Below are 22,020 nucleotides of genomic sequence, written 5' to 3' on the forward strand. Positions count from 1 at the left end.
AGGTTCACGCTACTCACAACAATAAAAACTGAGGCCGTGCGATATGACCACTCCACTCACCGATGTCTCGGACATCGAACAACAGACGATCAAACGCGTTACCAAACGCATGATCCCCTTTCTGATTCTGCTGTTTGTGGTCGCTTTTCTGGACCGCAATAACGTCGGTTTCGCCGCCCTGCGGATGAACGAAGACATCGGTATCAGCCAGACCATTTATGGCCTGGGCGCCGGGATTTTCTTCCTCGGTTACTTCATGTTCGAAGTGCCGAGCAACATTCTGCTGCACCGCTACGGCGCCCGGGTCTGGATCGCGAGGATCATGGTGACCTGGGGCATCATCGCCGGGGCCATGGGCTTCCTGCAGACGCCGGTGCACTTCATCTCGCTGCGCGTATTGCTGGGCATCGCCGAAGCCGGGTTCTTCCCGGGGGTGATTTATCTGCTGTCGCTGTGGTTCCCGAGCCGTTACCGCGCCCGCATGATCGCCACCTTTTACCTGGGCGTACCCATTGCACAAATTATCGGGGCCCCGCTGTCGGTGGGCCTGATGGAGCTGGGCGATGCCTGGGGCTTCGTCGGCTGGCGCCTGATGTACATCGTCGAGGCCGTACCCGCGGTGATTCTCGGTGTGGTCTGCTATTTCTACCTCACGGACCACCCGGCCGATGCCCATTGGCTGACCGACAAACAGCGCAACTGGCTGATCGGCACCCTGGAACAGGAAGAGCGCAACAAACCGCTGGTGGTGGGCCTGCAACCGACCAAGGGCCAGATGATCCGCAAGGCACTGTGCAACCGCCAGGTGTGGCTGCTGGCGCTGGTGTATTTCGGCATCACCTCGGGCTCCAACGCGATGAACTTCTTTATGCCCACGGTCCTGGCATCGTTCCGCGGCTCGTTCGGGCTGGAGATCGGCCTGATGCAGAACGGCCTGATCACGGCCATCCCTTACGCCGTCGCCGCCGTGGCGATGATCTGGTGGAGCCGTCGCTCGGACCGCCTGCAAGAACGCCACTGGCATGCCGGCGGTGCCGCCATGCTGGCCGCCGTGTCCATCGCCGTGGCGCTGTGGCTCAACCAGCCATGGATCATCGTTATCGGTTTCATCCTCCTGGCCATGGGTGTGTACAGCGCCATTAACGTGTTCTGGGCAGTGCCGGGGCAAGTGCTGACCGGGGTCGGAGCCGCCGCCGGGATTGGCCTGATCAACTCCATCGGCAACCTCAGCGGTTTTGTCGGTCCTTACCTGACCGGTTACCTGTTCACCGTAACCGGCAGCTATACCCCGGGCTTCCTGGTGATTGCCGCACTGGTGGGCGCCGGTGGCCTGGGCATGGTGCTGATGCCGCGCAACAAGGTGTCGCAGATTGGCACCGCCATCCCCGCAGCCGCCGCAGGAGGTAAAGCATGAGTCTGGCGACCGTAGCGTTTATCGGCACCGGGATCATGGGTAAACCCATGGCCCGCAATCTGTTGCAGGCCGGTTATCCGGTACGTGCATGGAACCGCTCCCCGGCCAAGGCTCAGGAGCTGGCGGCCCACGGCGCCGACATCCTGTCGACCCCGGCGCTGGCGGCAAAGGGTGCCCAGGTGCTGGTTTGCATGCTCAGCGATGGTCCGACCTGTGATGAGGTGCTGTTTGGCGAAGGGGGGGCTGCGCGGGTATTGGCCCCCGGTGCGCTGGTGATTGTGATGAGTTCGATTGCGGTCGACAGCGCCGTCGAACAGGCTCGTCAGTGCGCGGCCCTCGGGCTGCGCTACCTCGATGCGCCGGTGTCGGGCGGTGAGCGCGGGGCGCGTGAAGCCAGCCTGGCGATCATGGTCGGCGGTGAAGTGGCGGCCTTTGAACAAGGGCGCGAGGTGCTGGCGGCCATGGGCCGTCCGGTCCACGTAGGCCCGGCCGGAACCGGCGAACTGTCAAAACTGGTCAATCAGTTGATCGTCGCCAGCACCATCGCCACCGTCGCCGAAGGCCTGCTGCTGGCCGAACGCGGCGGCGCCGACCCGAGCAAGGTCCACGAAGCGCTGATGGGAGGCTTTGTCGATTCTCCGATCTGGCGCCAGCACGGCCAGCGCATGCTCGACAACGATTTCACCCCCGGCGGCCCCGCCAAATGGCAACTCAAGGACACCCGCACTGCCCTCGCCCAGGCGCAAAAACTGGGCCTGAGCCTGCCGGTCGGCAGTCTGGTGGATGGCCTGTTCCAGGCCATGATCGAAGCCGGTGACGGTGAACTCGACCACGCCGGGCTGATCCGCCAGTTACGCCGTCACAACCAATTGCCTGAATAATCTGCTGGAGCCTGTCATGACCGAATCAACCCCTCGCCGCCTGCGCAGTCAGCTGTGGTTCGACGATCCCAGCCATGCCGATCTCACCGCGCTGTACGTCGAGCGCTACATGAATCAGGGCCTGACCCGCGCCGAATTGCAATCGGGGCGGCCGATCATCGGGATCGCCCAGACCGGCAGCGACCTGACGCCCTGCAACCGGCATCACATCGAACTGGCCAAGCGGGTCAAGGATGGCATCCGCGATGCGGGCGGCATTCCGATGGAGTTTCCGGTGCACCCGATTGCCGAGCAGTCGCGCCGACCGACCGCGGCACTGGATCGCAACCTGGCGTACCTGGGCCTGGTGGAAGTGCTGCACGGCTACCCGCTGGATGGCGTGGTGCTGACCACCGGCTGCGACAAAACCACCCCGGCGTGCCTGATGGCGGCGGCAACCACTGACTTGCCGTCCATCGTGCTGTCCGGCGGGCCGATGCTCGACGGTTGGCACAAAGGCCAGCGTATCGGTTCGGGCACTGTGCTCTGGCACGCGCGCAACCTGCTCAGCGCCGGGGAGATCGATTACGAAGGGTTTATGACCCTGACCACGGCGTCATCGCCCTCGGTCGGACACTGCAACACCATGGGCACCGCCCTGTCGATGAATGCCCTGGCCGAAGCCCTGGGCATGTCATTGCCCGGTTGCGCGAGCATTCCGGCGCCTTATCGCGAACGCGGGCAAATGGCCTATGCCACCGGTATGCGCATTGTCGATCTGGTGCGTGAAGACGTACGCCCTTCGCACATCATGACCCACGCGGCATTCGAGAACGCCATTGCCGTGGCCTCGGCCCTGGGGGCTTCCACCAACTGCCCGCCGCACCTGATTGCGATAGCCCGCCACAGCGGCATCGATCTGTCGCTGGAAGACTGGCAGCGGGTCGGCGAAGACGTGCCGTTGCTGGTTAACTGCATGCCGGCCGGTGAATACCTGGGTGAAGGTTTCCACCGTGCGGGCGGCGTGCCGGCGGTAATGCATGAACTGGACAAGGTGGGCCGCCTGCACCGCGACTGCCGTTCGGTGAGTGGCCGCAGCATGGGCGAGATCGTGGCTGACGCCGTGACCGGCGACCGCGACGTGATTCGTTCGTACGAAGACCCGCTGATGCATCGCGCCGGTTTTATCGTGCTAAGCGGTAACTTCTTCGACAGCGCGATCATGAAGATGTCGGTGGTGGGCGAAGCCTTTCGCAGAACCTACCTCAGCGATCCGTTGCAACCCAACAGCTTCGAAGCGCGGGCCATTGTGTTCGAGGGCCCCGAGGACTATCAGGCGCGGATCAACGACCCGAGCCTGGACATCGATGAGCGCTGCATTCTGGTGATTCGCGGCTGCGGTACCGTCGGTTTCCCGGGCAGTGGCGAGGTGGTCAACATGGCCCCCCCTTCAACGCTGATCAAGGCCGGCATCGACTCGCTGCCCTGTATGGGTGACGGTCGCCAGAGCGGCACCTCGGCCAGCCCGTCGATTCTCAACATGTCCCCGGAGTCGGCAGTGGGCGGCGGTTTGTCGTTGCTGCGTACCGGCGACCGGCTGCGCGTCGACCTCAATGCACGCAGCGTCAATTTGCTGGTGGACGAAGTCGAACTTGATGCCCGTCGCCAGGAACCGCTGCCGCCGCTGGCACCTTCGCAAACACCGTGGCAGGAACTCTATCGCCAGCTGGTCGGCCAGTTGTCCACAGGCGGCTGCCTGGAACCGGCCACCCTGTACTGGCGCGTGATCCCGGAAAACGGCCCGCCGCGCCATTCCCACTAAACAATGAAGCCCCTGGAACCCTGAACCCTGTAGGAGCGAGCTTGCTCGCGATCTTTTGATCTTGAGAGCTCGCGAGCAAGCTCGCTCCTACAGAGGTGGAGTGGAAGGGAGATCGACCATGAATTCAAGGATTGACCTTATGAAGCCGCTGCAATTGAACGTTGAGAACTCCCTGCCTGAGGACTGGCAGCGTGCAACCCTGATCGGTCGCGTGTGGCTGCCAGGTGAGCGCGGCGGGCCGGCGGTGGTTGTGATTCGTGACGGTGATGTCATTGACTGCACTGCACACTTCCCGACCCTGAGCCTGCTGCTGGATCAGCAAAACCCGTTACAGGCGGTCCGCGAAATCAGCGGTCATTCGCTGGGCACGGTCCAGGACCTGCTGGTCAACAGCAGTGAACAGCGCGACCCGGCCAAACCCTTCCTGCTGGCGCCCACTGACCTGCAAGTGATCAAGGCGGCAGGGGTAACGTTTGCCGCCAGCATGATCGAACGGGTCATCGAGGAAAAAGCCGGTGGCGATGCCCTGCGGGCCGAGCAGATACGCGGCCTGGTGCAGGAAGTCATCGGCGACAACCTGCGCGACCTGCGCCCCGGCTCCCCCGAGGCGATGCGTCTCAAGCAGGTATTGATCGAGCAGAACATGTGGTCGCAGTACCTGGAAGTCGGGATCGGGCCCGATGCCGAAATCTTCACCAAGGCGCCGATTCTGGCTGCCGTGGGCAGCGGCAACGCAATCGGTGTCCACCCAGGCTCCAGCTGGAACAACCCGGAGCCGGAAGTGGTGCTGGCCGTCGACAGCCGGGGGCAGATTCATGGTGCAACCCTGGGTAACGACGTCAACCTGCGTGATTTCGAGGGGCGCAGTGCACTGCTGCTGAGCAAAGCCAAGGACAACAACGCCTCTTGCGCACTCGGTCCGTTCATTCGTCTGTTCGACGAACATTTCAGTCTTGACGACGTACGCCGCTGCGAAGTGACCTTGCGCGTCGAAGGGCGGGACGGTTACGTGCTCAATGGTAAAAGCTCCATGAGCCAGATCAGCCGTGACCCGGCCGATCTCGCACATCAGACCCTCAATGAGAACCACCAGTACCCGGATGGATTTGTCTTGTTCCTTGGCACCCTGTTCGCCCCCACCGACGACCGCGACCAGCCCGGCCAGGGTTTCACCCACAAGGAAGGCGATGTGGTGAGCATTGCCTGTACCAGCCTGGGCGCCCTGCACAATCGCGTGACCCGTAGCGACCAGGCCGCACACTGGTCGTTCGGGGTGGCAGCACTGATGAAGAATCTGGCGCGCCGGGGTTTGCTGGCGTAAATGAAGGCTAGCGCCGCCTCGAGTGCATGCACACCATGCACTTGAGGGCGTCGCCATGACGGCCCGGGTGTTACCTGCTGCAACCCTTTTCGTGTAGTATCCGGCGCTGGGTGCCACCGCAACAACGCGGCAGGGCAGGTTAATTTAGCGAAGGTCGGGCCGCCATCGCGGAGTCGCCACACCTATGAGTCTTGAGCCCTCGCGTCTGGATAAAGCCGCAAACACCCGCAAGTCTGCATCCTCCCTCGCTTTTATTACGCGCTTTTTCGCCGCGGAATCTGCGGGCGGCTTGATCCTGATGGCATCAGCCCTGGCAGCACTGCTGCTGGCAAACTCCCCTTGGTCTGCTGCTTACTTCTCCACTCTGCACGTCAAGTTCGCCGGGCTCTCGATCGAGCACTGGATCAATGATGGCCTGATGGCGATCTTTTTCCTGTTGGTGGGCCTTGAGATCAAGCGTGAAATGCTTGCCGGCCAGTTATCCAGCTGGAGCCAGCGCGCGCTTCCGGGTTTTGCCGCACTGGGCGGCATGCTGCTTCCGGCCTTGATCTATATCGCCATCAACTGGGGCAACTCGCAAACTATCGGCGGCTGGGCCATTCCGGCAGCTACCGATATCGCGTTTGCACTGGGGGTACTGTCACTGCTGGGCAAGCGGGTTCCCGTTTCGTTGAAGATCTTTCTGGCGGCGCTGGCGATTCTCGATGACCTGGGGGCGGTACTGATCATCGCCCTGTTCTACACCAGCGGCCTGTCCATCAGCATGTTGCTGGCATCGGTGGCTGTGGTTGCGGTACTGGTGGTGCTGAACCGCTGCGGTGTACGCCGACTGGCCCCGTACCTCATAGCAGGCGCCCTGCTCTGGTTCTTCATGCTGCAATCGGGCATCCACGCGACACTGGCCGGAGTCATCCTTGCCCTGTGCATTCCAATGGGTGATCCGCAAAAGAAACACAAGTCGCCCCTGCTCCACCTCGAAGAAAAACTGCATCCGTGGGTCGCTTTCGCCGTGGTACCCATCTTTGGTTTTGCCAATGCCGGTGTATCGCTGGCCGGCATTTCGCCACGCGACCTGCTGGACCCGGTACCGCTCGGGGTCACGCTGGGCCTGTTGCTGGGTAAACAACTGGGTGTGTTCGGCCTGGCGGCTCTGGCCATACGCTTTGGCCTGGCAAAACTGCCCGAGGGCAGCAACTGGGTCCAGCTCTATGGCGTTGCCTTGCTGTGCGGCATCGGCTTCACCATGAGCCTGTTCATTGGCGCCCTGGCCTTCCCGGGTGCCCCGCATCTGGTGGATGAAGTGAAGGTCGGCGTGCTGATGGGCTCCATCCTGTGTGCCATCCTGGGAGTGGTGGTACTGATCAAGGCTGGTCGTCAAAAGGCGTCAGCCTGATCCGGACTGAGGTGCGTCCGATCAAGGACGCCCCTGCCGGGTAATTCGCTCACGCACAAAAAAGCCCCGCCAAGTCGAACTTGAGCGGGGCTTTTTGTTGCCTGAAGCCTGCCTGATGCACCCGCCCTGCCCCGTGGGGAATTAGCGGGAAAATCAGGGATCACTGGAGGCTTTGAAAAATATGGTGTCCCAGGCGGGGTTCGAACCTGCAACCTTCCCCTTAGGAGGGGGATGCTCTATCCAATTGAGCTACTGAGACAAATCATGGGCACTGCACGCGATGTGCGGTGCGATCAACGGCGTGCATGGTAACGGGCATGCCTTTATTTGTCATGTCGCGCGTTGGCTTTTTAACGGTCACAAGCATCGCGGGCAAGCCACGCTCCCACTGAGTTCCTGCACTGGGTCGCTGCCCAGGTACAAGGCTGCGCTCAGCAGGTGGCGACCCGCTGTTGATAACGGGTATCAATACGACCTGAAAAATCGTATACAAAATGTCACATAAAGGTGCGCTAAAAATCCCCGCACAGGTTTTATGCATCAAAAAGTAACAGACATCCTGACGATAAAAGCTGACAGCTGTCCGCGCGCTCATTCCCCCCCTAATCCCCCCGCCTTAAATATTTAAAATTAAAATACTTATTTTTCAATGCATTAATAAAACCCCCTGAGAACAACATTCACTTTTACCTGCACACAATTTATGTCTGGCATGAATATCGCTTAAGTCCACACGCCACTTGTATACAAAATAAACAAAAACTAAGTACACGTTATTTCGTGGCCTGCCACAAAAAGCAGGCATACCGCGGACTTTCATAACCAGTGATTCTCGCTAGCCGTGACGAAGATTTGTCGAGCCCGTGCTCATGAACAGTCATCACGCTGCAGGTATCAGGAGCTTGCCAGAATGCGTTCAAGACTCTCCCCTACCATCGCTCTGGATTTACCTTCCCCGGTTTCAACCCCCATCCCTGCTCCTGACAGCGTCGCGTCAACGCTGGCGCTCAGTCCGCGCTTGCATAACAGTGACCTGGCCCCCACCAAAACCGAAGGCCGACGCTGGGGCCGGTACAGCATTTTTGCGCTGTGGACCAACGATGTGCACAACATTGCCAATTACTCGTTCGCCATCGGGCTGTATGCGCTGGGCCTGAACGGGTGGGAGATTTTGCTTTCGCTAGGGATCGGGGCGGCGCTGGTGTTCAATTTCATGAACCTGTCCGGCTATATGGGTCAACGCACCGGTGTGCCTTTTCCGGTCATCAGCCGTATTAGCTTCGGCATTCACGGGGCACAGATTCCGGCGTTGATACGTGCAGTTATCGCTATCGCCTGGTTCGGTATTCAGACGTATCTGGCCTCGGTGGTCTTGCGCGTGTTGCTGATCGCGGTTCATCCGGGTTTTGCCGCCTATGACCACAACTCGATTCTTGGCCTGTCGAGCCTGGGCTGGTTATGTTTTGTGGCGATCTGGTTCGTACAACTGGCGATTCTGGCCTATGGCATGGAAATGGTCCGACGCTATGAAGCTTTCGCCGGGCCGGTGATTCTGCTGACGGTGATCTGTCTTGCCGGCTGGATGTATTTTCAGGCCAACGGCACCATCGCCTGGTCGAGCCGCGAGCCACTGAGCACGGCTGAAATGTGGCGCAATGTATTTGCCGGTGGTGCTCTGTGGCTGGCGATCTACGGCACGATGATCCTTAATTTCAGCGACTTTTCCCGCTCGTCCCCCTGCTGCAAAACGATCAAGGTCGGTAATTTCTGGGGCTTGCCCGTCAATATTCTGGTGTTTGCCGGGATCACTGTCCTGCTGTGCGGCGCGCAATTCCAGATCAATGGAACAATCATTGAGAGCCCGACGCAAATCATTGCCTCGATTCCCAATACCTTGCTTCTGGTGCTGGGGTGCCTGGCGTTCCTGATCGTAACGGTGGCCGTGAATATCATGGCCAACTTTGTCGCTCCAGCATTTGTACTGAGCAACCTGGCCCCCCGGTACCTGACCTTCCGCCGCGCCGGGCTGATCAGTGCCACCATCGCGGTGCTGATCTTGCCGTGGAATTTGTATAACAGCCCGCTGGTGATCGTTTACTTCCTGTCCGGCCTCGGCGCTCTGCTCGGCCCGCTGTATGGCGTGATCATGGTCGACTACTGGCTTGTACGAAAAGGTCAGGTCGATGTGCCGGCCTTGTACAGCGAAGACCCGAGCGGCGCGTATTACTACTCCAATGGCGTCAATTTACGTGCGGTCGCCGCCTTTGTTCCTGCAGCACTCATCGCCATCGTGCTGGCGCTGGTACCTGGTTTCCACACGGTCTCGCCATTCTCCTGGCTGATAGGCGCCGGCATCGCGGCAATGCTTTATCTGATTATCTCCAAGCGCCAGCCCTACTACGCCCAGGTCAGCGGCGAATCGATTGCCGTCGAGAACGCCAGCCATTGATCCGTCTGCGGCCCGCCTGATCCGGGCCGCCCCCACTCACTTCAAGGAGAGCCAATGCGAATTCTCGTGGTTAACGTCAACACAACCGACAGCATCACCCAGGCCATCGCTCGCCAGGCACAAGCGGTGGCAGCACCGGGCACTGAGATCATCGGTCTGACCCCCGCATTCGGGGCAGAATCGGTTGAAGGTAATTTTGAGAGTTATCTGGCAGCGATCGCAGTGATGGACTGCGTGATGTCCTATGACCGGCCGTTCGATGCGGTGATTCAGGCCGGGTACGGGGAGCATGGCCGCGAGGGGCTGCAAGAGTTGCTCAATGTGCCCGTGGTGGATATCACTGACGCGGCGGCGAGTACGGCGATGTTTTTGGGGCGGGCTTATTCGGTGGTCACGACTCTGGATCGCACCGTCCCGCTGATTGAGGACCGTCTGAAGCTGTCGGGGCTGTGGGATCGCTGTGCATCGGTGCGGGCCAGTGGCATGGCAGTGCTGGAGCTTGAGTCTTCGCCGCACAAAGCATTGGAGGCCATTGTTCGCCAGGCTGAACTGGCCGTCAGAGAAGACAAGGCGGAGGTGATTTGCCTGGGTTGTGGCGGGATGGCCGGGCTTGATGAGCGCATTCGTCAGCTCACGGGGGTGCCGGTGATTGATGGCGTGTCGGCAGCCGTGACCATTGCCGAATCACTGGTGCGCCAGGGTCTGTCCACGTCCAAGGTGCGTACTTATGCTACGCCACGGCCCAAGGCAATTGCGGGCTGGGCGGCCCGGTTCTGCCGGTAGCGACAAGCACTGACATGCTCGCGAAAGCATCACTGGCGAGGTATCGAACTACCTCACCAAAGCCATCGCGGGCATACCCGGTTCCCGCAGGTTGTTTGAGACCCTCGGGACGCGACACAGCGATATCGTGCAATTTGCACTACAGCAAAAAGCCATCATTGCATTTTGCAATTTAGACCTCTTTTAAACACCTATCAACATACTGATTTATAAGGGTTTTATACCAAAAAGCAGTTGGCACGATCACTGCTATAACAACAGTATTCCGTCCATGCCCTCAGAGATGACCGCCATGAACAGCACTCTTTTACTGTTGAATGCCCTTGCGCTTGCGGTACTGGTAGTTTTCCACTTTCAACCTGAACCCGCCGCCTCCGCGCAGACTGCCGGGCTGGCCGGCACTTACAACAAACCGCTCACCCCCATGCCACAACTGGCCGTGATGACAGAGAACGATCAGGTTGCACCTCGTTTGACCGCCGAACGCCCTGTGGCCGCAACTATTCAAGGCGAACGCTGGTTCTTTTAAAGAGAGACCTGGGCCCTCGACTCACCGTTATGCCGAGTGGGCAGCAAGGACCAGGCTGGCATCAATAAGCGCCAAAAAGCCTTGAACCCCCAGTGACAGCGCAGCCGAATTGTTCAGCACTGACACAGGCTCAGACCGCTGCTCATCGATTGAATCGATAAATGATTGGTTGCGCTGGAGCCGGTCGCTGATTTCAGCCGGCGTCTCCCGACCCCGAGCCTGTAAACGCTGATGCAGCACCCCGGTATCGACGTACAACATGATCGCCAGCAAATCCGGGTAACGCTCGCGGGCCTGCTTGAGGTACCCCCGGGAGCCGTTCACCAGTACATGGCGCCCGCTATTGAGCCATTGGTCGATTTCTACCGGGATGCCGTACTCAAGGCCGTTGGCCTGCCAGTGCATGGCAAAGGCCCCCTCCTCCTTGAGTGACTGAAAGCACTCATGGGAAACACCCAGCGCATCCTCGCCCACCGCTTCGCTGGAGCGGGTGATCATTCGCCGGACAACCTCGCATCCGCGCTCGGGCAGATAAGGGCGTACGGCATCAATCAGGCTATCCTTGCCTGAGCCCGAAGGGCCCATCAAATAAATCAATTTGCCTGGCATGACTTGGATCTCCCGGGAGTTGAGGTCCCGTCAAACTGCACCCGCTATCAGATTCTGCTAACAAGTAAGGCCCGACTGCAGGCTTTCGAGCCTTCGATGTCGTGAAATACCTTTTATGGGCGTGCAGGGATGAGAAAAATCTCTATCCGCTTTTCATTGAGACGCATATTTCCGATAATCGTTACTGGCATAACGCCTCTATCCGGTTCAATATTTGTCACAGAATTGACGCCAGGGAAGTGGCGGATTTGAGGCATGATGCGCGCCTCTTAACAATTCAGGTTGAACATTTGGTCGTAGATACGGTCTTAAACACATCCTGCGGCCAATTCCGAGAACCGCTCCCCTGAACTAACCGGTTAACTATAATGCGCCCATTGAAACAGGCAATTTACTCAAGCCGTACGGCCGACAAGTTTGTCGTACGCCTGCCAGACGGAATGCGCGAACGCATTGCCGAAGTGGCTCGCGATCATCACCGCAGCATGAACTCAGAAATCATCGCCCGACTGGAGCAAAGCCTCATACAGGAAGGCTCTCTGGGTGAAGAACTCAGCATGCGCCTGGACAGCCCCGAGCTTTCCCTGCATGAACGCGAGTTACTGCAACGCTTCCGCCAACTCTCGCATCGCCAGCAAAATGCTCTGGTGTCCCTGATTGCTCACGACGCTGAAGTTGCATCGAACGCGTCCTGATTCAAGCCAGATATAAAAAAGCCAGCACTGCGCTGGCTTTTTTATGGGCGCTATTCACGCCTGACATTCAAACGGCCTGATCAGACCGGGGTCCGATCAGGCAGCAATCAAAGCAGGAAGATCGTTGCCAACCCCAGGAAGATGAAGAACCCACCACTGTCAGTCATGGCGGTGATCATCACGCTGGCCCCCATTGCCGGGTCTCTTCCCAGCCTGGCCAGCGTCATGGGGATCAGCACTCCCATCAACGCTGCCAGTAACAGGTTGAGGGTCATGGCGGCCGTCATCACTACGCCCAGCGACCAGCTGCCATACAGCAGGTACGCCACGACACCTATCACCCCACCCCACACCAGGCCATTGATCAGGCCCACGGCAAGCTCTTTGCGCATCAAGCGCGAGGTGCTGCCGGTGTTGACCTGGTCAAGCGCCATGGCGCGCACAATCATGGTGATGGTCTGGTTACCGGAGTTGCCACCAATACCCGCAACGATAGGCATCAGTGCTGCCAGGGCTACCAGTTTTTCAATCGAGCCTTCAAACAGCCCTATCACCCGCGATGCAATAAATGCAGTCACCAGGTTGACCGCCAGCCAGGCCCAGCGGTTACGCAGGGATTTCCAGACTGAAGCGAAGATGTCTTCCTCTTCACGCAGACCGGCCATGTTGAGGACTTCGTTTTCGCTTTCTTCACGAATCAGATCGACCATTTCATCGATGGTCAAACGGCCGATCAGCTTGCCGTTCTTGTCGACAACCGGGGCTGAGATCAAGTCATAACGTTCAAACGCCTGAGCCGCATCGTAGGCATCTTCGTCCGGGTGAAAACTCACCGTGTCGCTGGCCATGACGTCAGCGACCTGCTTCTCAGGGTCGTTGACCAGCAAGCGCTTGATCGGCAATACGCCTTTGAGCACGCCGTCGTAATCAACTACAAACAGTTTATCGGTGTGCCCCGGCAATTCTTTGAGGCGGCGCAGATAGCGCAACACCACTTCAAGGCTGACATCCTCACGGATTGTCACCATCTCGAAGTCCATCAGGGCGCCGACCTGGTCCTCGTTATAGGACAGTGCGGAGCGAACGCGCTCACGCTGCTGGCCATCCAGAGTCTCCATCAGCTCATGGATGACGTCTCGCGGCAGCTCGGGGGCCAGGTCAGCGAGTTCATCGGCATCCATCTCCTTGGCCGCAGCCAGGAGCTCGTGATCGTCCATGTCGGCGATCAGGGTTTCACGTACCGAATCCGAAACTTCAAGCAGGATGTCGCCGTCGCGATCAGCCTTGACCAGCTGCCAGACCGTAAGGCGATCGTTGAGCGGCAATGCTTCAAGGATGTAGGCAACGTCTGCAGAGTGCAGGTCTTCCAGCTTGCGCTGGAGCTCGACCAGGTTTTGCCGGTGGACCAGGTTTTCAACCCGGTCATGGTGATGGCCTTCCTGACGATGAGTCAGATCCTCGACCACACGCTGGCGGTTAAGCAGCTCAATCACTTGAGCGAGGCGGCTTTGCAGGCTGTCTTGCGTTTTCTTTACTTCAACTTCGGTCATAGGCGAACTCCACTCCCAGCAGCAGGGCACGCCGGAAGGATCAATCAGTCAATTCATGATTGGAAAAACGGGATGCTGAGTTTCTACTGGGTAAGTCCATGGAGGTCTTCCACAAGCCCCGGCGGGGCTGACGGGCGCAATCATACACGGCTTAAAAATTAATGACGCTAAAAATCTCGGAGATAACAATTGCTTGCGGCACACTGGCGAAACTGAATCTGCGACGCCGAATGATTCACGCAGAACACATACTGCGGCAAAAAATCATGAATCTTCAGTTTTTATCAGAGGGCCAGAGTAATCAGGAGAGAAGTCTGCAGCATGACAAGAGGTTGCGGCCGGCGGACGCAATTGAACATGACTCAAATCGCAGAAAGCAAAAAGCCCGCACAATGTGCAGGCTTTTTGGTGTTTGGTGCACTCGACAGGATTCGAACCTGTGACCGCTCGGTTCGTAGCCGAGTACTCTATCCAGCTGAGCTACGAGTGCAAGTTGTGTTTGTTAAACCAGACCACCCTGGTTGAAGCAAAGTTAACTGCCGAAGCAACTAACTCTTAAATGGTGCACTCGACAGGATTCGAACCTGTGACCGCTCGGTTCGTAGCCGAGTACTCTATCCAGCTGAGCTACGAGTGCAAGTTGTGTTTGTTAGACCAGACCACCGCTGGTTGAAGCAAAGTTAACTACCGAAGCAACTAACTCTTTAAATGGTGCACTCGACAGGATTCGAACCTGTGACCGCTCGGTTCGTAGCCGAGTACTCTATCCAGCTGAGCTACGAGTGCATTTGAAGCTGCGTATTATAGACCGTTGAATCTCTCTGCCAAGTACTTTTTTCAGTAATTTCAACAACTTACCGAAATGGCTAGATTCGAACGTGCTACTTGAATAAATGGCGGAGAAGGGGGGATTCGAACCCCCGACACCCTTTTGAGATGTACTCCCTTAGCAGGGGAGCGCCTTCGGCCACTCGGCCACCTCTCCGCAACACGGGGCGTATAATAACCAGCCTTTTCCCCGTATGCAACTAAAAACTTAAATAAAATTAGAGACTTGGTTCTTCATCCTTTTCTTTCTTGATCCGCAGGTAGATTTCCTCGCGGTGTACAGCCACTTCCTTGGGGGCATTCACACCAATTCGCACTTGGTTTCCTTTGACGCCGAGCACGGTCACAGTAATTTCGCCATCGCCTATGATCAGGCTTTCCGCACATCGGCGAGTCAAAATCAGCATACGTTTCTCCTCACGCTATTCATTTCAGGGACAACAGTCTGCAAAAAAAAAGGGCTTCGGCCTACTAGCTAATTAGCTATAGGCCGCCGCGCCTTTAGTATTGACCAACATGACGAAAGCAGCAGTCTTCGTTTATGCAAATCAAAAAAACAAAGGGCGCGGATCAACCGCGCCCTAAGGCAACGCTTTACTCACCCTGTCGGGCAGGAGCGTCCAGTTCAAAAGCGGTGTGCAACGCACGCACGGCCAGCTCCAGGTACTTCTCTTCGATCACGACCGAGACTTTGATCTCGGAAGTCGAGATCATCAGGATGTTGATGCTCTCCTTGGCCAGCGATTCAAACATGCGGCTGGCAACACCCGCGTGTGAGCGCATGCCAACACCGACAATCGACACCTTGGCAATCTTGGCATCGCCGACCACTTCACGCGCGCCAATTTCACGGGCCGTGTTTTCCAGCACCGTCTGAGCCGCAGTGAAGTCATTGCGATGAACGGTGAAGGTGAAGTCGGTGGTGTTATCGTGCGCCACGTTCTGCACGATCATGTCGACTTCAATGTTGGCCGCACTGATCGGGCCCAGGATCTTGAACGCAACGCCCGGAGTATCTGGCACGCCACGGATGGTCAGCTTGGCTTCATCGCGGTTGAAAGCGATGCCAGAAATGATCGGCTGTTCCATGGATTCCTCTTCATCAATAGTAATCAGGGTGCCAGGACCCTCTTTGAAGCTGTGCAATACGCGCAGCGGGACGTTGTACTTGCCTGCGAACTCGACCGCCCGGATCTGCAACACCTTGGAACCCAGGCTGGCCATTTCCAGCATTTCTTCGAAGGTGATCTTTTCCAGACGCTGAGCCTGCGCCACAACCCGCGGGTCTGTGGTGTAGACACCATCGACATCGGTGTAGATCTGGCACTCGTCCGCCTTCAAGGCAGCCGCCAGCGCCACACCGGTGGTGTCAGAGCCGCCACGGCCCAGCGTAGTGATGTTGCCGCTCTCATCCACGCCCTGGAAACCCGCGACCACAACCACGCGCCCGGCCTTGAGGTCGGCACGAATCTTCTGGTCGTCGATTTTCAGGATCCGGGCTTTAGTGTGCGAGCTGTCCGTAAGGATCCGCACCTGGCTGCCGGTGTAGGACACCGCTGGCACGCCGCGCTTGTTCAGCGCCATCGCCAGCAGACCTATTGTCACCTGCTCGCCCGTGGAGAGGATCACATCCAGTTCACGCGGCAATGGCTGATCGCTGATTTGCTTGGCCAGTTCGATCAGGCGATTGGTCTCGCCGCTCATTGCGGACAGAACAATCACCAGATCATTGCCGGCTTCACGGAACTTCTTAACTTTCTCGGCGACCTGTTCGATTCTCTCGACAGAGCCGACCGAGGTGCCTCCGAATTTTTGTACGATCAAAGCCATTTCAAAGCAGCCTCAGCCCATAAAGGGCGCCCATTTATCATTCAAACCACGCGCCGTAGACGACGGCGCGTACTGGACCTCAGATACCTTGCTCGACAAATGGCACAGTCAGGGCCAGCGCGGCGTCCAGGGCTGCAGCATCAACACCGCCACCCTGCGCCATGTCCGGACGACCACCGCCCTTCCCGCCCACTGCCGTAGCGGCTTGCTTCATCAAATCACCGGCTTTGAGTTGGCCAGTCAGGTCCTTGGTTACGCCTGCAACCAGTACAACCTTGTCTTCATGAACACTGCCGAGCAGGATCACTGCACGGCCGAGCTTGTTCTTCAGCTGATCTACCAGCGCCAGAAGCGCCTTGCCATCCTGACCGTCCAGGCGGGCGGTCAACACTTTCACGCCTTTTACATCCACTGCAGACGACGACAGATCATCGCCGGCAGCACTTGCGGCCTTGGCCTGCAATTGTTCGAGTTGTTTTTCCAGCTGGCGATTGCGCTCCAGCACAGCCGACAGTTTGTCGACCAGGTTTTCACGCGAGCCCTTGATCAGGCTGGCGGCTTCCTTGAGCTGCTCTTCAGCGGCGTTCAGGTAAGCCAGTGCGGCGGCGCCGGTTACCGCCTCGATACGACGGATACCGGAGGCTACACCACCTTCACTGGTAATTTTCATCAGACCGATATCACCCGTGCGATTGGCGTGGATACCGCCACACAGCTCGACCGAGAAATCACCGCCCATGCTCAGCACGCGCACGTTGTCACCGTATTTCTCGCCAAACAGCGCCATGGCGCCTTTTTGCTTGGCGGTGTCGATGTCGGTTTCTTCAGTCTCGACCGGGGTGTTCTTGCGAATCTCGGCGTTGACGATATCTTCCAGCGCCTTGATTTGCTCAGGCTTGATCGATTCGAAATGGCTGAAGTCAAAGCGCATGCGCTGACTGTCAACCAGCGAGCCCTTCTGCTGAACGTGCTCGCCCAGTACCTGGCGCAAAGCAGCGTGCAACAAGTGGGTGGCCGAGTGGTTCAGCGCCGTGGCGTGACGAACTTCAGCGTCGACCTGGGCTTCAACAGTTTCGCCGACCTTCAGGCCGCCCGCTGCAACCACACCGTGATGCAGGAACGCGCCGCCGGTTTTAGTGGTGTCGCGCACGTCAAAACGGGCAGTGCCCGCCTGCAGATAGCCGCAGTCGCCGACCTGACCGCCAGATTCGGCGTAGAACGGGGTTTGATCGAGAACAACCACGCCCTCATCACCTTCATTCAGGCTGGCAACAGACTGGCCATCCTTATAGAGGGCAACCACCTTGGCCGGGCTGTGGGTGGCGCTGTAGCCGATGAACTCGGTCGGAACGTCGACTTTGACCAGGGTGTTGTAGTCCAGGCCGAACGAACTGGCCGAACGCGCACGCACGCGCTGGGCTTCCATCTCGCGCTCGAAGCCTTCTTCGTCAACGGTCAGGTTACGCTCACGGGCGATGTCGGCCGTCAGGTCCATCGGGAAGCCGTAGGTGTCATAGAGCTTGAACACCACGTCGCCCGACACCACGGTGCCTTTGAGGTCAGCCAGATCCAGCTCAAGGATTTTCAGCCCCTGCTCCAGGGTCTTGGAGAACTGCTCTTCTTCGGCTTTGAGCACGCGCTCAATGTTGGCCTGCTCGCGCACCAGCTCCGGGAAGCTTGCGCCCATCTCGGCAACCAGCGCCGCGACGATCTTGTAGAAGAAGTTGCCGGTAGCACCCAGCTTGTTGCCGTGGCGGCACGCGCGACGAATGATGCGGCGCAGCACATAGCCGCGGCCTTCATTGGAAGGCAGCACGCCATCAGCGATCAGGAAGCTGCACGAACGAATGTGGTCAGCCACCACTTTGAGCGACGCCTGACCTTCGTTGGCACAGCCAATCGCTTCGCCGGCAGCTTTCAACAGGCTCTGGAACAGGTCGATGTCGTAGTTGGAGTTAACGTGCTGCATCACCGCACTGATCCGCTCCAGGCCCATGCCGGTGTCTACCGACGGCGCAGGCAACGGATGCAACACGCCATCGGCGGTGCGGTTGAACTGCATGAACACGTTGTTCCAGATTTCGATGTAACGGTCACCGTCTTCATCCGGCGAGCCCGGTGGGCCACCCCAGATTTCAGGGCCGTGATCGTAGAAAATCTCGGTGCACGGGCCGCACGGGCCGGTATCACCCATGGTCCAGAAGTTGTCCGAAGCGTACGGAGCACCCTTGTTGTCGCCGATGCGGATCATACGCTCGGCGGGTACGCCGACGTCTTTGGTCCAGATGTCATAGGCTTCGTCATCGCTGGCGTAGACCGTCACCCAGAGCTTGTCTTCAGGCAGTTTCAAGACACCGGTCAGGAACGTCCAGGCGAAATTGATCGCGTCTTTCTTGAAATAGTCGCCAAAGCTGAAGTTGCCCAGCATTTCGAAAAAAGTGTGGTGACGGGCGGTGTAGCCGACGTTTTCCAGATCACTGTTCTTGCCACCGGCACGCACGCATTTCTGGCTGCTGGTAGCTCGGGTGTAAGCCCGTTTTTCCTGACCCAGGAAACAGTCCTTGAACTGGTTCATCCCCGCGTTGGTGAACAGCAGGGTCGGATCGTTGTTCGGGACCAAGGAGCTGGACGGGACACGGGTGTGACCTTGCTCCTCGAAGAAGCGAAGGAAGGCTTCACGGATTTCTGCGCTTTTCATAGGTTCTTCCACGGAGGCTGCGGCCAGAGGCAAGTCAATCACGTCCATCGACAGTGCGACTCGCAAAGGGCCGCATTATATCGGCCCTTCGCCTTGGGTACAGCGTGTTTATACGATAGGCGCAGGCAATTGGACGGCCTGCACACTCATTGTTGGTTAAATTCGGTTAAAACCGAGATTACCTGCTCTATCTGCTGGCGACTGACATCCATGTGCGTGACCATTCGCAGACGCGGTGCGGCACTCAGTTTGATACCACGTTCGCCGGCAAATATCTTGAGCGCTTGCGCCCGCTCCCCCAGTTGCGCATAAACCATGTTGGTCTGGACCGGCTCAACCTCATAGCCGCCAGCACGCAACCCCTCGGCCAGTAACTGGGCGTGGTCATGGTCATCCAACAGGCGCTCGACCTGGTGGTCCAGCGCGTACAGGCCCGCAGCCGCCAGCTGTCCGGCCTGACGCAGGCCGCCACCGACCATTTTGCGCAAACGCCGTGCCCTGCCAATAAAGTCCGCAGCACCGCACAACACCGAGCCCACTGGAGCGCCCAGCCCTTTGGAGAGACATACCGAGACCGAATCGAAATGCCGGGTGATGTCGCCCGCATCCACCCCCAGCTTGACTGAAGCGTTGTACAGCCGCGCGCCATCAAGGTGCAGCCCCAGCCCGTGCTCACGGGTCAGGCGACTGGCTGCGGCCAGATACTCCAGTGGCAGGACCTTGCCTTGCATGGTGTTTTCCAGCGCCAGCAAGCGGGTCCGGGCGAAATGAAAGTCGTCAGGCTTGATCGCCGCGGCGACCTGATCCAGGTCCAGCGAACCGTCCGCCTGCACCTCCAGCGGCTGCGGTTGAATGGAACCCAATACCGCCGCACCGCCGCCTTCATATTTGTAGGTGTGGGCCTGCTGCCCGACGATGTATTCCTCGCCACGTCCGCAATGGGCCATCAACGCCAGCAAGTTGCTCATGGTCCCGGTAGGTACAAACAACGCTTCGGCAAAGCCCAGACGCACGGCCAGTTCCGACTCCAGCTTGTTCACCATTGGATCTTCGCCATACACATCGTCGCCCAACGGCGCATTTGCCATGGCTTCGCGCATACCGCTGCTGGGGAGGGTCACTGTGTCACTACGAAGATCGATATCAGTCATTGAACAAGCCTCGGCAATGGGGAGTCAGCACCGGATGCTAATCGCGGACTTCCCTTTCGAACAAGTGGACTGCGCACCGTATCGCTCATATTCAAGCAGTTACATCACGATCGACCGCTAAAACCATCCGGGAATTTGATGGCTATTAGCAAAAAGCAGCGATGCATCCTTGAAACATATGTGATACAAAATGCCCGCCGCCAGAAACACTGGTGGCAACGTTCTCAGGGCGGGGTGCAACTCCCCACCGGCGGTAATTGCGCGCAATGCGCATAGCCCGCGAGCGCTTGGCAGGTCCTAAGGTTTCGGCTGGAGGGCGGTCAAGGTCAGCAGACCCGGTGTGATCCCGGGGCCGACGGTCATAGTCCGGATGAAGAGAGAACGGGATTGGCGCCAAAGGGCCGTCAACCAGGCGCGATTGTGTTGCTGCTGATAGCCGTACATGACCCGCTTGAACGTACCCTTAAATCCCATTCGATTCATATGCCCTGTTTTTCACACAAACAGGAGTCAGAACATGCAACCCACCGCAATTCACCACAACGAGCGCGTAGCGTTTATCCAGGCCTCCTGGCACAAAGAGATCGTCGACCAGAGCCGTAAAGGTTTCCTGGCCGAAATGCTGGTGCAGGGTTATCAGGAAAGCGACATCGATTTCTTTGAAGTCGGCGGCGCGTTTGAAATCCCGCTGCACGCCAAACTGCTGGCCAAGACTGGCCGCTATGCCGGTATCGTCGGCGCAGCACTGGTTGTCGACGGCGGCATTTATCGCCACGATTTCGTCGCCCAGTCAGTGGTCAGCGGCCTGATGCAGGTTCAACTGGAAACCGAAGTTCCGGTCTTCTCGGTCAGCCTCACCCCGCATCACTTCCACGCAGGCGAGGAGCATCAGAAGTTCTTCTTCGACCACTTCGTGCACAAAGGCCAGGAAGCTGCAAAAACCTGCGTCGATACCCTGCAGAAAATTCGCACTATCAAGCGTATGGATAACCAGCAAAAACGCGCGGTGTAACAACACCACGAACAAAACAGGCCCTGATCAGGGCCTGTTTTGTTTGTAGCCATCGCGGCTAAACGAGCACCGCCGCGTTCGCCGGCTCGATGATCATTGCGGCCCTCAAACCATTCTTCACCTTGGGATTGGGGAAGATGATACGCGCACCCTCCTCTTCGACGATCCAGCGTGTCTTGGCTGTGTCTTGCGCCAGCAAATAGCCCTTGGGCAACTCGCAGAAATTCTCGACATCCACCGGCAAGTGCAAGACGAACGCATCACTGTGTTTGATCACTTCGCGGGCCACGCTGAACAGCTGCAAGCCTTTGAGCGAAGCATCAGCCAGCGGCGGTTCGGTGCCCTCGATGATCTGCTTCAAACGCAGCTCAAGACGCTCGACGTTAACCCCGCCGTTTTGCCCGAAAGGTCGGGCCTTGCCCAGCTCGAGGGTAAACGCCTCGGCGCCCAGCTGATCGTAGGTGTAGGCACTGAAGACGATTGAAGGCTTGTTCTGCAGCAGCACCGCCTCCATGCCGGCAGCGCGCAGGCGGGCCAGCTCGTCACGGGAATGGACCCGACCTTCTTTGTAGGGATAGAGCGCAAACTGCTCGATCCTCGAACCGCGAATGGCGGTGTGCAGATCGTAGTGAAGGCGAGTACGTTCGGGGAGGCTGAAAAATGTTTCGGCCAGATGTTCAAGCTCGCACGCGCGCAGGGCCTCGGGGCCGCTGCTGTTTTCGTGACGACCGTTGAACAGCCGGTTCAGGTCCTCTTCGACAAACCGCGCGCCGGTGCGCATGGCGCCAGGGTTGCCAAACAGGAACAGGATTCGGGCCCGGGGCTTGATGTCGCCGCGGGCAATGTCATTCAACAGGCGATCGAGCAACTCGATCGGCGCTGTTTCATTACCGTGGATGCCGGCCGACAACAGCAGATCCATACCGTTATCGCGACCTTGCGCAGGGCGCACTTCAAGTGCGCCCTCGGCCAGCCAGCGCATCCGCACGCCGTCGACAGTCAGTTGAGTCTTCTCGGCCGGTTCACGTCCGGCCAGGGTCAGTTCAAGCAGTTTGCCGAGGGCGAGCATAAAACAT

At 58.5% G+C, this 22,020-nt stretch carries 17 protein-coding genes, 5 tRNA genes and 1 riboswitch; of the genes, 10 read left to right on the forward strand and 12 right to left on the reverse strand.

Annotated features, from left to right (window positions below; genetic code table 11):
- Positions 1-43 precede the first annotated feature (43 nt).
- The 5 genes from AOC04_RS14350 to nhaA all read left to right on the forward strand — a co-directional run bounded on the left by AOC04_RS14350 (position 44) and on the right by nhaA (position 6,810).
- Complete coding sequence (locus tag AOC04_RS14350) at positions 44-1,414, forward strand: MFS transporter (RefSeq protein ID WP_060694457.1); 1,371 nt, start codon at positions 44-46, stop codon at positions 1,412-1,414.
- Positions 1,411-2,295: an NAD(P)-dependent oxidoreductase gene (locus AOC04_RS14355; RefSeq protein ID WP_060694459.1), complete on the forward strand. Its 885-nt coding sequence runs from the start codon at positions 1,411-1,413 to the stop codon at positions 2,293-2,295. The genes AOC04_RS14350 and AOC04_RS14355 overlap by 4 nt, the downstream gene beginning before the upstream one ends.
- Before the next feature lie 16 nt (positions 2,296-2,311).
- Complete coding sequence (locus AOC04_RS14360) at positions 2,312-4,096, forward strand: IlvD/Edd family dehydratase (protein WP_060694461.1); 1,785 nt, start codon at positions 2,312-2,314, stop codon at positions 4,094-4,096.
- Between the two features lie 139 nt (positions 4,097-4,235).
- Positions 4,236-5,417, forward strand: coding sequence for a fumarylacetoacetate hydrolase family protein (locus tag AOC04_RS14365; RefSeq protein WP_060694464.1), 1,182 nt, complete (start codon positions 4,236-4,238; stop codon positions 5,415-5,417).
- A gap of 184 nt (positions 5,418-5,601) precedes the next feature.
- Positions 5,602-6,810: a Na+/H+ antiporter NhaA gene (nhaA, locus tag AOC04_RS14370; RefSeq protein ID WP_060694466.1), complete on the forward strand. Its 1,209-nt coding sequence runs from the start codon at positions 5,602-5,604 to the stop codon at positions 6,808-6,810.
- Positions 6,811-6,992: 182 nt separating this feature from the next.
- Here the strand turns inward: nhaA and AOC04_RS14375 are convergent.
- Positions 6,993-7,069, reverse strand: a tRNA-Arg gene (locus tag AOC04_RS14375).
- 651 nt (positions 7,070-7,720) lie between these two features.
- Between AOC04_RS14375 and AOC04_RS14380 the strand changes: the two genes are divergently transcribed.
- From AOC04_RS14380 to AOC04_RS14390, 3 genes are all read left to right on the forward strand, one after another.
- Complete coding sequence (locus AOC04_RS14380; protein WP_060694468.1) at positions 7,721-9,259, forward strand: NCS1 family nucleobase:cation symporter-1; 1,539 nt, start codon at positions 7,721-7,723, stop codon at positions 9,257-9,259.
- Between the two features lie 54 nt (positions 9,260-9,313).
- Positions 9,314-10,042: an aspartate/glutamate racemase family protein gene (locus AOC04_RS14385; RefSeq protein ID WP_060694470.1), complete on the forward strand. Its 729-nt coding sequence runs from the start codon at positions 9,314-9,316 to the stop codon at positions 10,040-10,042.
- A gap of 292 nt (positions 10,043-10,334) precedes the next feature.
- On the forward strand, positions 10,335-10,571 hold the full coding sequence (locus tag AOC04_RS14390; protein WP_060696961.1) for a hypothetical protein: 237 nt from the start codon (positions 10,335-10,337) through the stop codon (positions 10,569-10,571).
- A 27-nt stretch (positions 10,572-10,598) separates the two neighbouring features.
- Here AOC04_RS14390 and phnN read toward each other — a convergent pair whose 3' ends face one another.
- Positions 10,599-11,180, reverse strand: a complete 582-nt coding sequence (gene phnN / locus AOC04_RS14395; protein WP_060694473.1) for a phosphonate metabolism protein/1,5-bisphosphokinase (PRPP-forming) PhnN — start codon at positions 11,178-11,180, stop codon at positions 10,599-10,601.
- Between the two features lie 368 nt (positions 11,181-11,548).
- Between phnN and AOC04_RS14400 the strand changes: the two genes are divergently transcribed.
- The gene (locus tag AOC04_RS14400; protein WP_060694475.1) at positions 11,549-11,875 is read left to right on the forward strand and encodes an Arc family DNA-binding protein; all 327 of its coding nucleotides are present in this window, start codon (positions 11,549-11,551) and stop codon (positions 11,873-11,875) included.
- A 107-nt stretch (positions 11,876-11,982) separates the two neighbouring features.
- Here AOC04_RS14400 and mgtE read toward each other — a convergent pair whose 3' ends face one another.
- The 9 genes from mgtE to ltaE form a co-directional block, all read right to left on the reverse strand.
- On the reverse strand, positions 11,983-13,425 hold the full coding sequence (gene mgtE / locus AOC04_RS14405; protein WP_060694477.1) for a magnesium transporter: 1,443 nt from the start codon (positions 13,423-13,425) through the stop codon (positions 11,983-11,985).
- 413 nt (positions 13,426-13,838) lie between these two features.
- Positions 13,839-13,915: transfer RNA gene (locus tag AOC04_RS14410), tRNA-Arg, on the reverse strand.
- A gap of 70 nt (positions 13,916-13,985) precedes the next feature.
- A tRNA-Arg gene (locus tag AOC04_RS14415) sits at positions 13,986-14,062 on the reverse strand.
- 72 nt (positions 14,063-14,134) lie between these two features.
- Positions 14,135-14,211 (reverse strand) — tRNA-Arg (locus AOC04_RS14420).
- Between the two features lie 108 nt (positions 14,212-14,319).
- Positions 14,320-14,410: transfer RNA gene (locus tag AOC04_RS14425), tRNA-Ser, on the reverse strand.
- Positions 14,411-14,471: 61 nt separating this feature from the next.
- Entirely contained in the window at positions 14,472-14,660 is a 189-nt protein-coding gene (gene csrA, locus AOC04_RS14430) for a carbon storage regulator CsrA (RefSeq protein ID WP_003175645.1), read from the reverse strand.
- A 187-nt stretch (positions 14,661-14,847) separates the two neighbouring features.
- Positions 14,848-16,083 (reverse strand): aspartate kinase, encoded by a 1,236-nt coding sequence (locus AOC04_RS14435; RefSeq protein ID WP_060694479.1) that lies wholly within the window; start codon positions 16,081-16,083, stop codon positions 14,848-14,850.
- 79 nt (positions 16,084-16,162) lie between these two features.
- A complete protein-coding gene (gene alaS, locus AOC04_RS14440) occupies positions 16,163-18,781 on the reverse strand; it encodes an alanine--tRNA ligase (RefSeq protein ID WP_060696962.1) in 2,619 nt (872 codons plus the stop codon).
- Positions 18,782-18,927: 146 nt separating this feature from the next.
- Positions 18,928-19,932 (reverse strand): low-specificity L-threonine aldolase, encoded by a 1,005-nt coding sequence (gene ltaE, locus AOC04_RS14445; RefSeq protein WP_060694481.1) that lies wholly within the window; start codon positions 19,930-19,932, stop codon positions 18,928-18,930.
- A 216-nt stretch (positions 19,933-20,148) separates the two neighbouring features.
- Positions 20,149-20,319, forward strand: a riboswitch (FMN riboswitch).
- A 130-nt stretch (positions 20,320-20,449) separates the two neighbouring features.
- Here ltaE and AOC04_RS14450 point away from each other — a divergent pair.
- Positions 20,450-20,944, forward strand: a complete 495-nt coding sequence (locus AOC04_RS14450; protein WP_060694482.1) for a 6,7-dimethyl-8-ribityllumazine synthase — start codon at positions 20,450-20,452, stop codon at positions 20,942-20,944.
- Positions 20,945-21,002: 58 nt separating this feature from the next.
- On the opposite strand, the gene astE is transcribed toward AOC04_RS14450, so the two are convergent.
- Entirely contained in the window at positions 21,003-22,013 is a 1,011-nt protein-coding gene (astE, locus tag AOC04_RS14455; RefSeq protein WP_060694484.1) for a succinylglutamate desuccinylase, read from the reverse strand.
- Positions 22,014-22,020: the final 7 nt, after the last annotated feature.

It is taken from the genome of Pseudomonas versuta, from assembly GCF_001294575.1.
GTDB classification, from domain to species: Bacteria; Pseudomonadota; Gammaproteobacteria; order Pseudomonadales; family Pseudomonadaceae; genus Aquipseudomonas; species Aquipseudomonas versuta.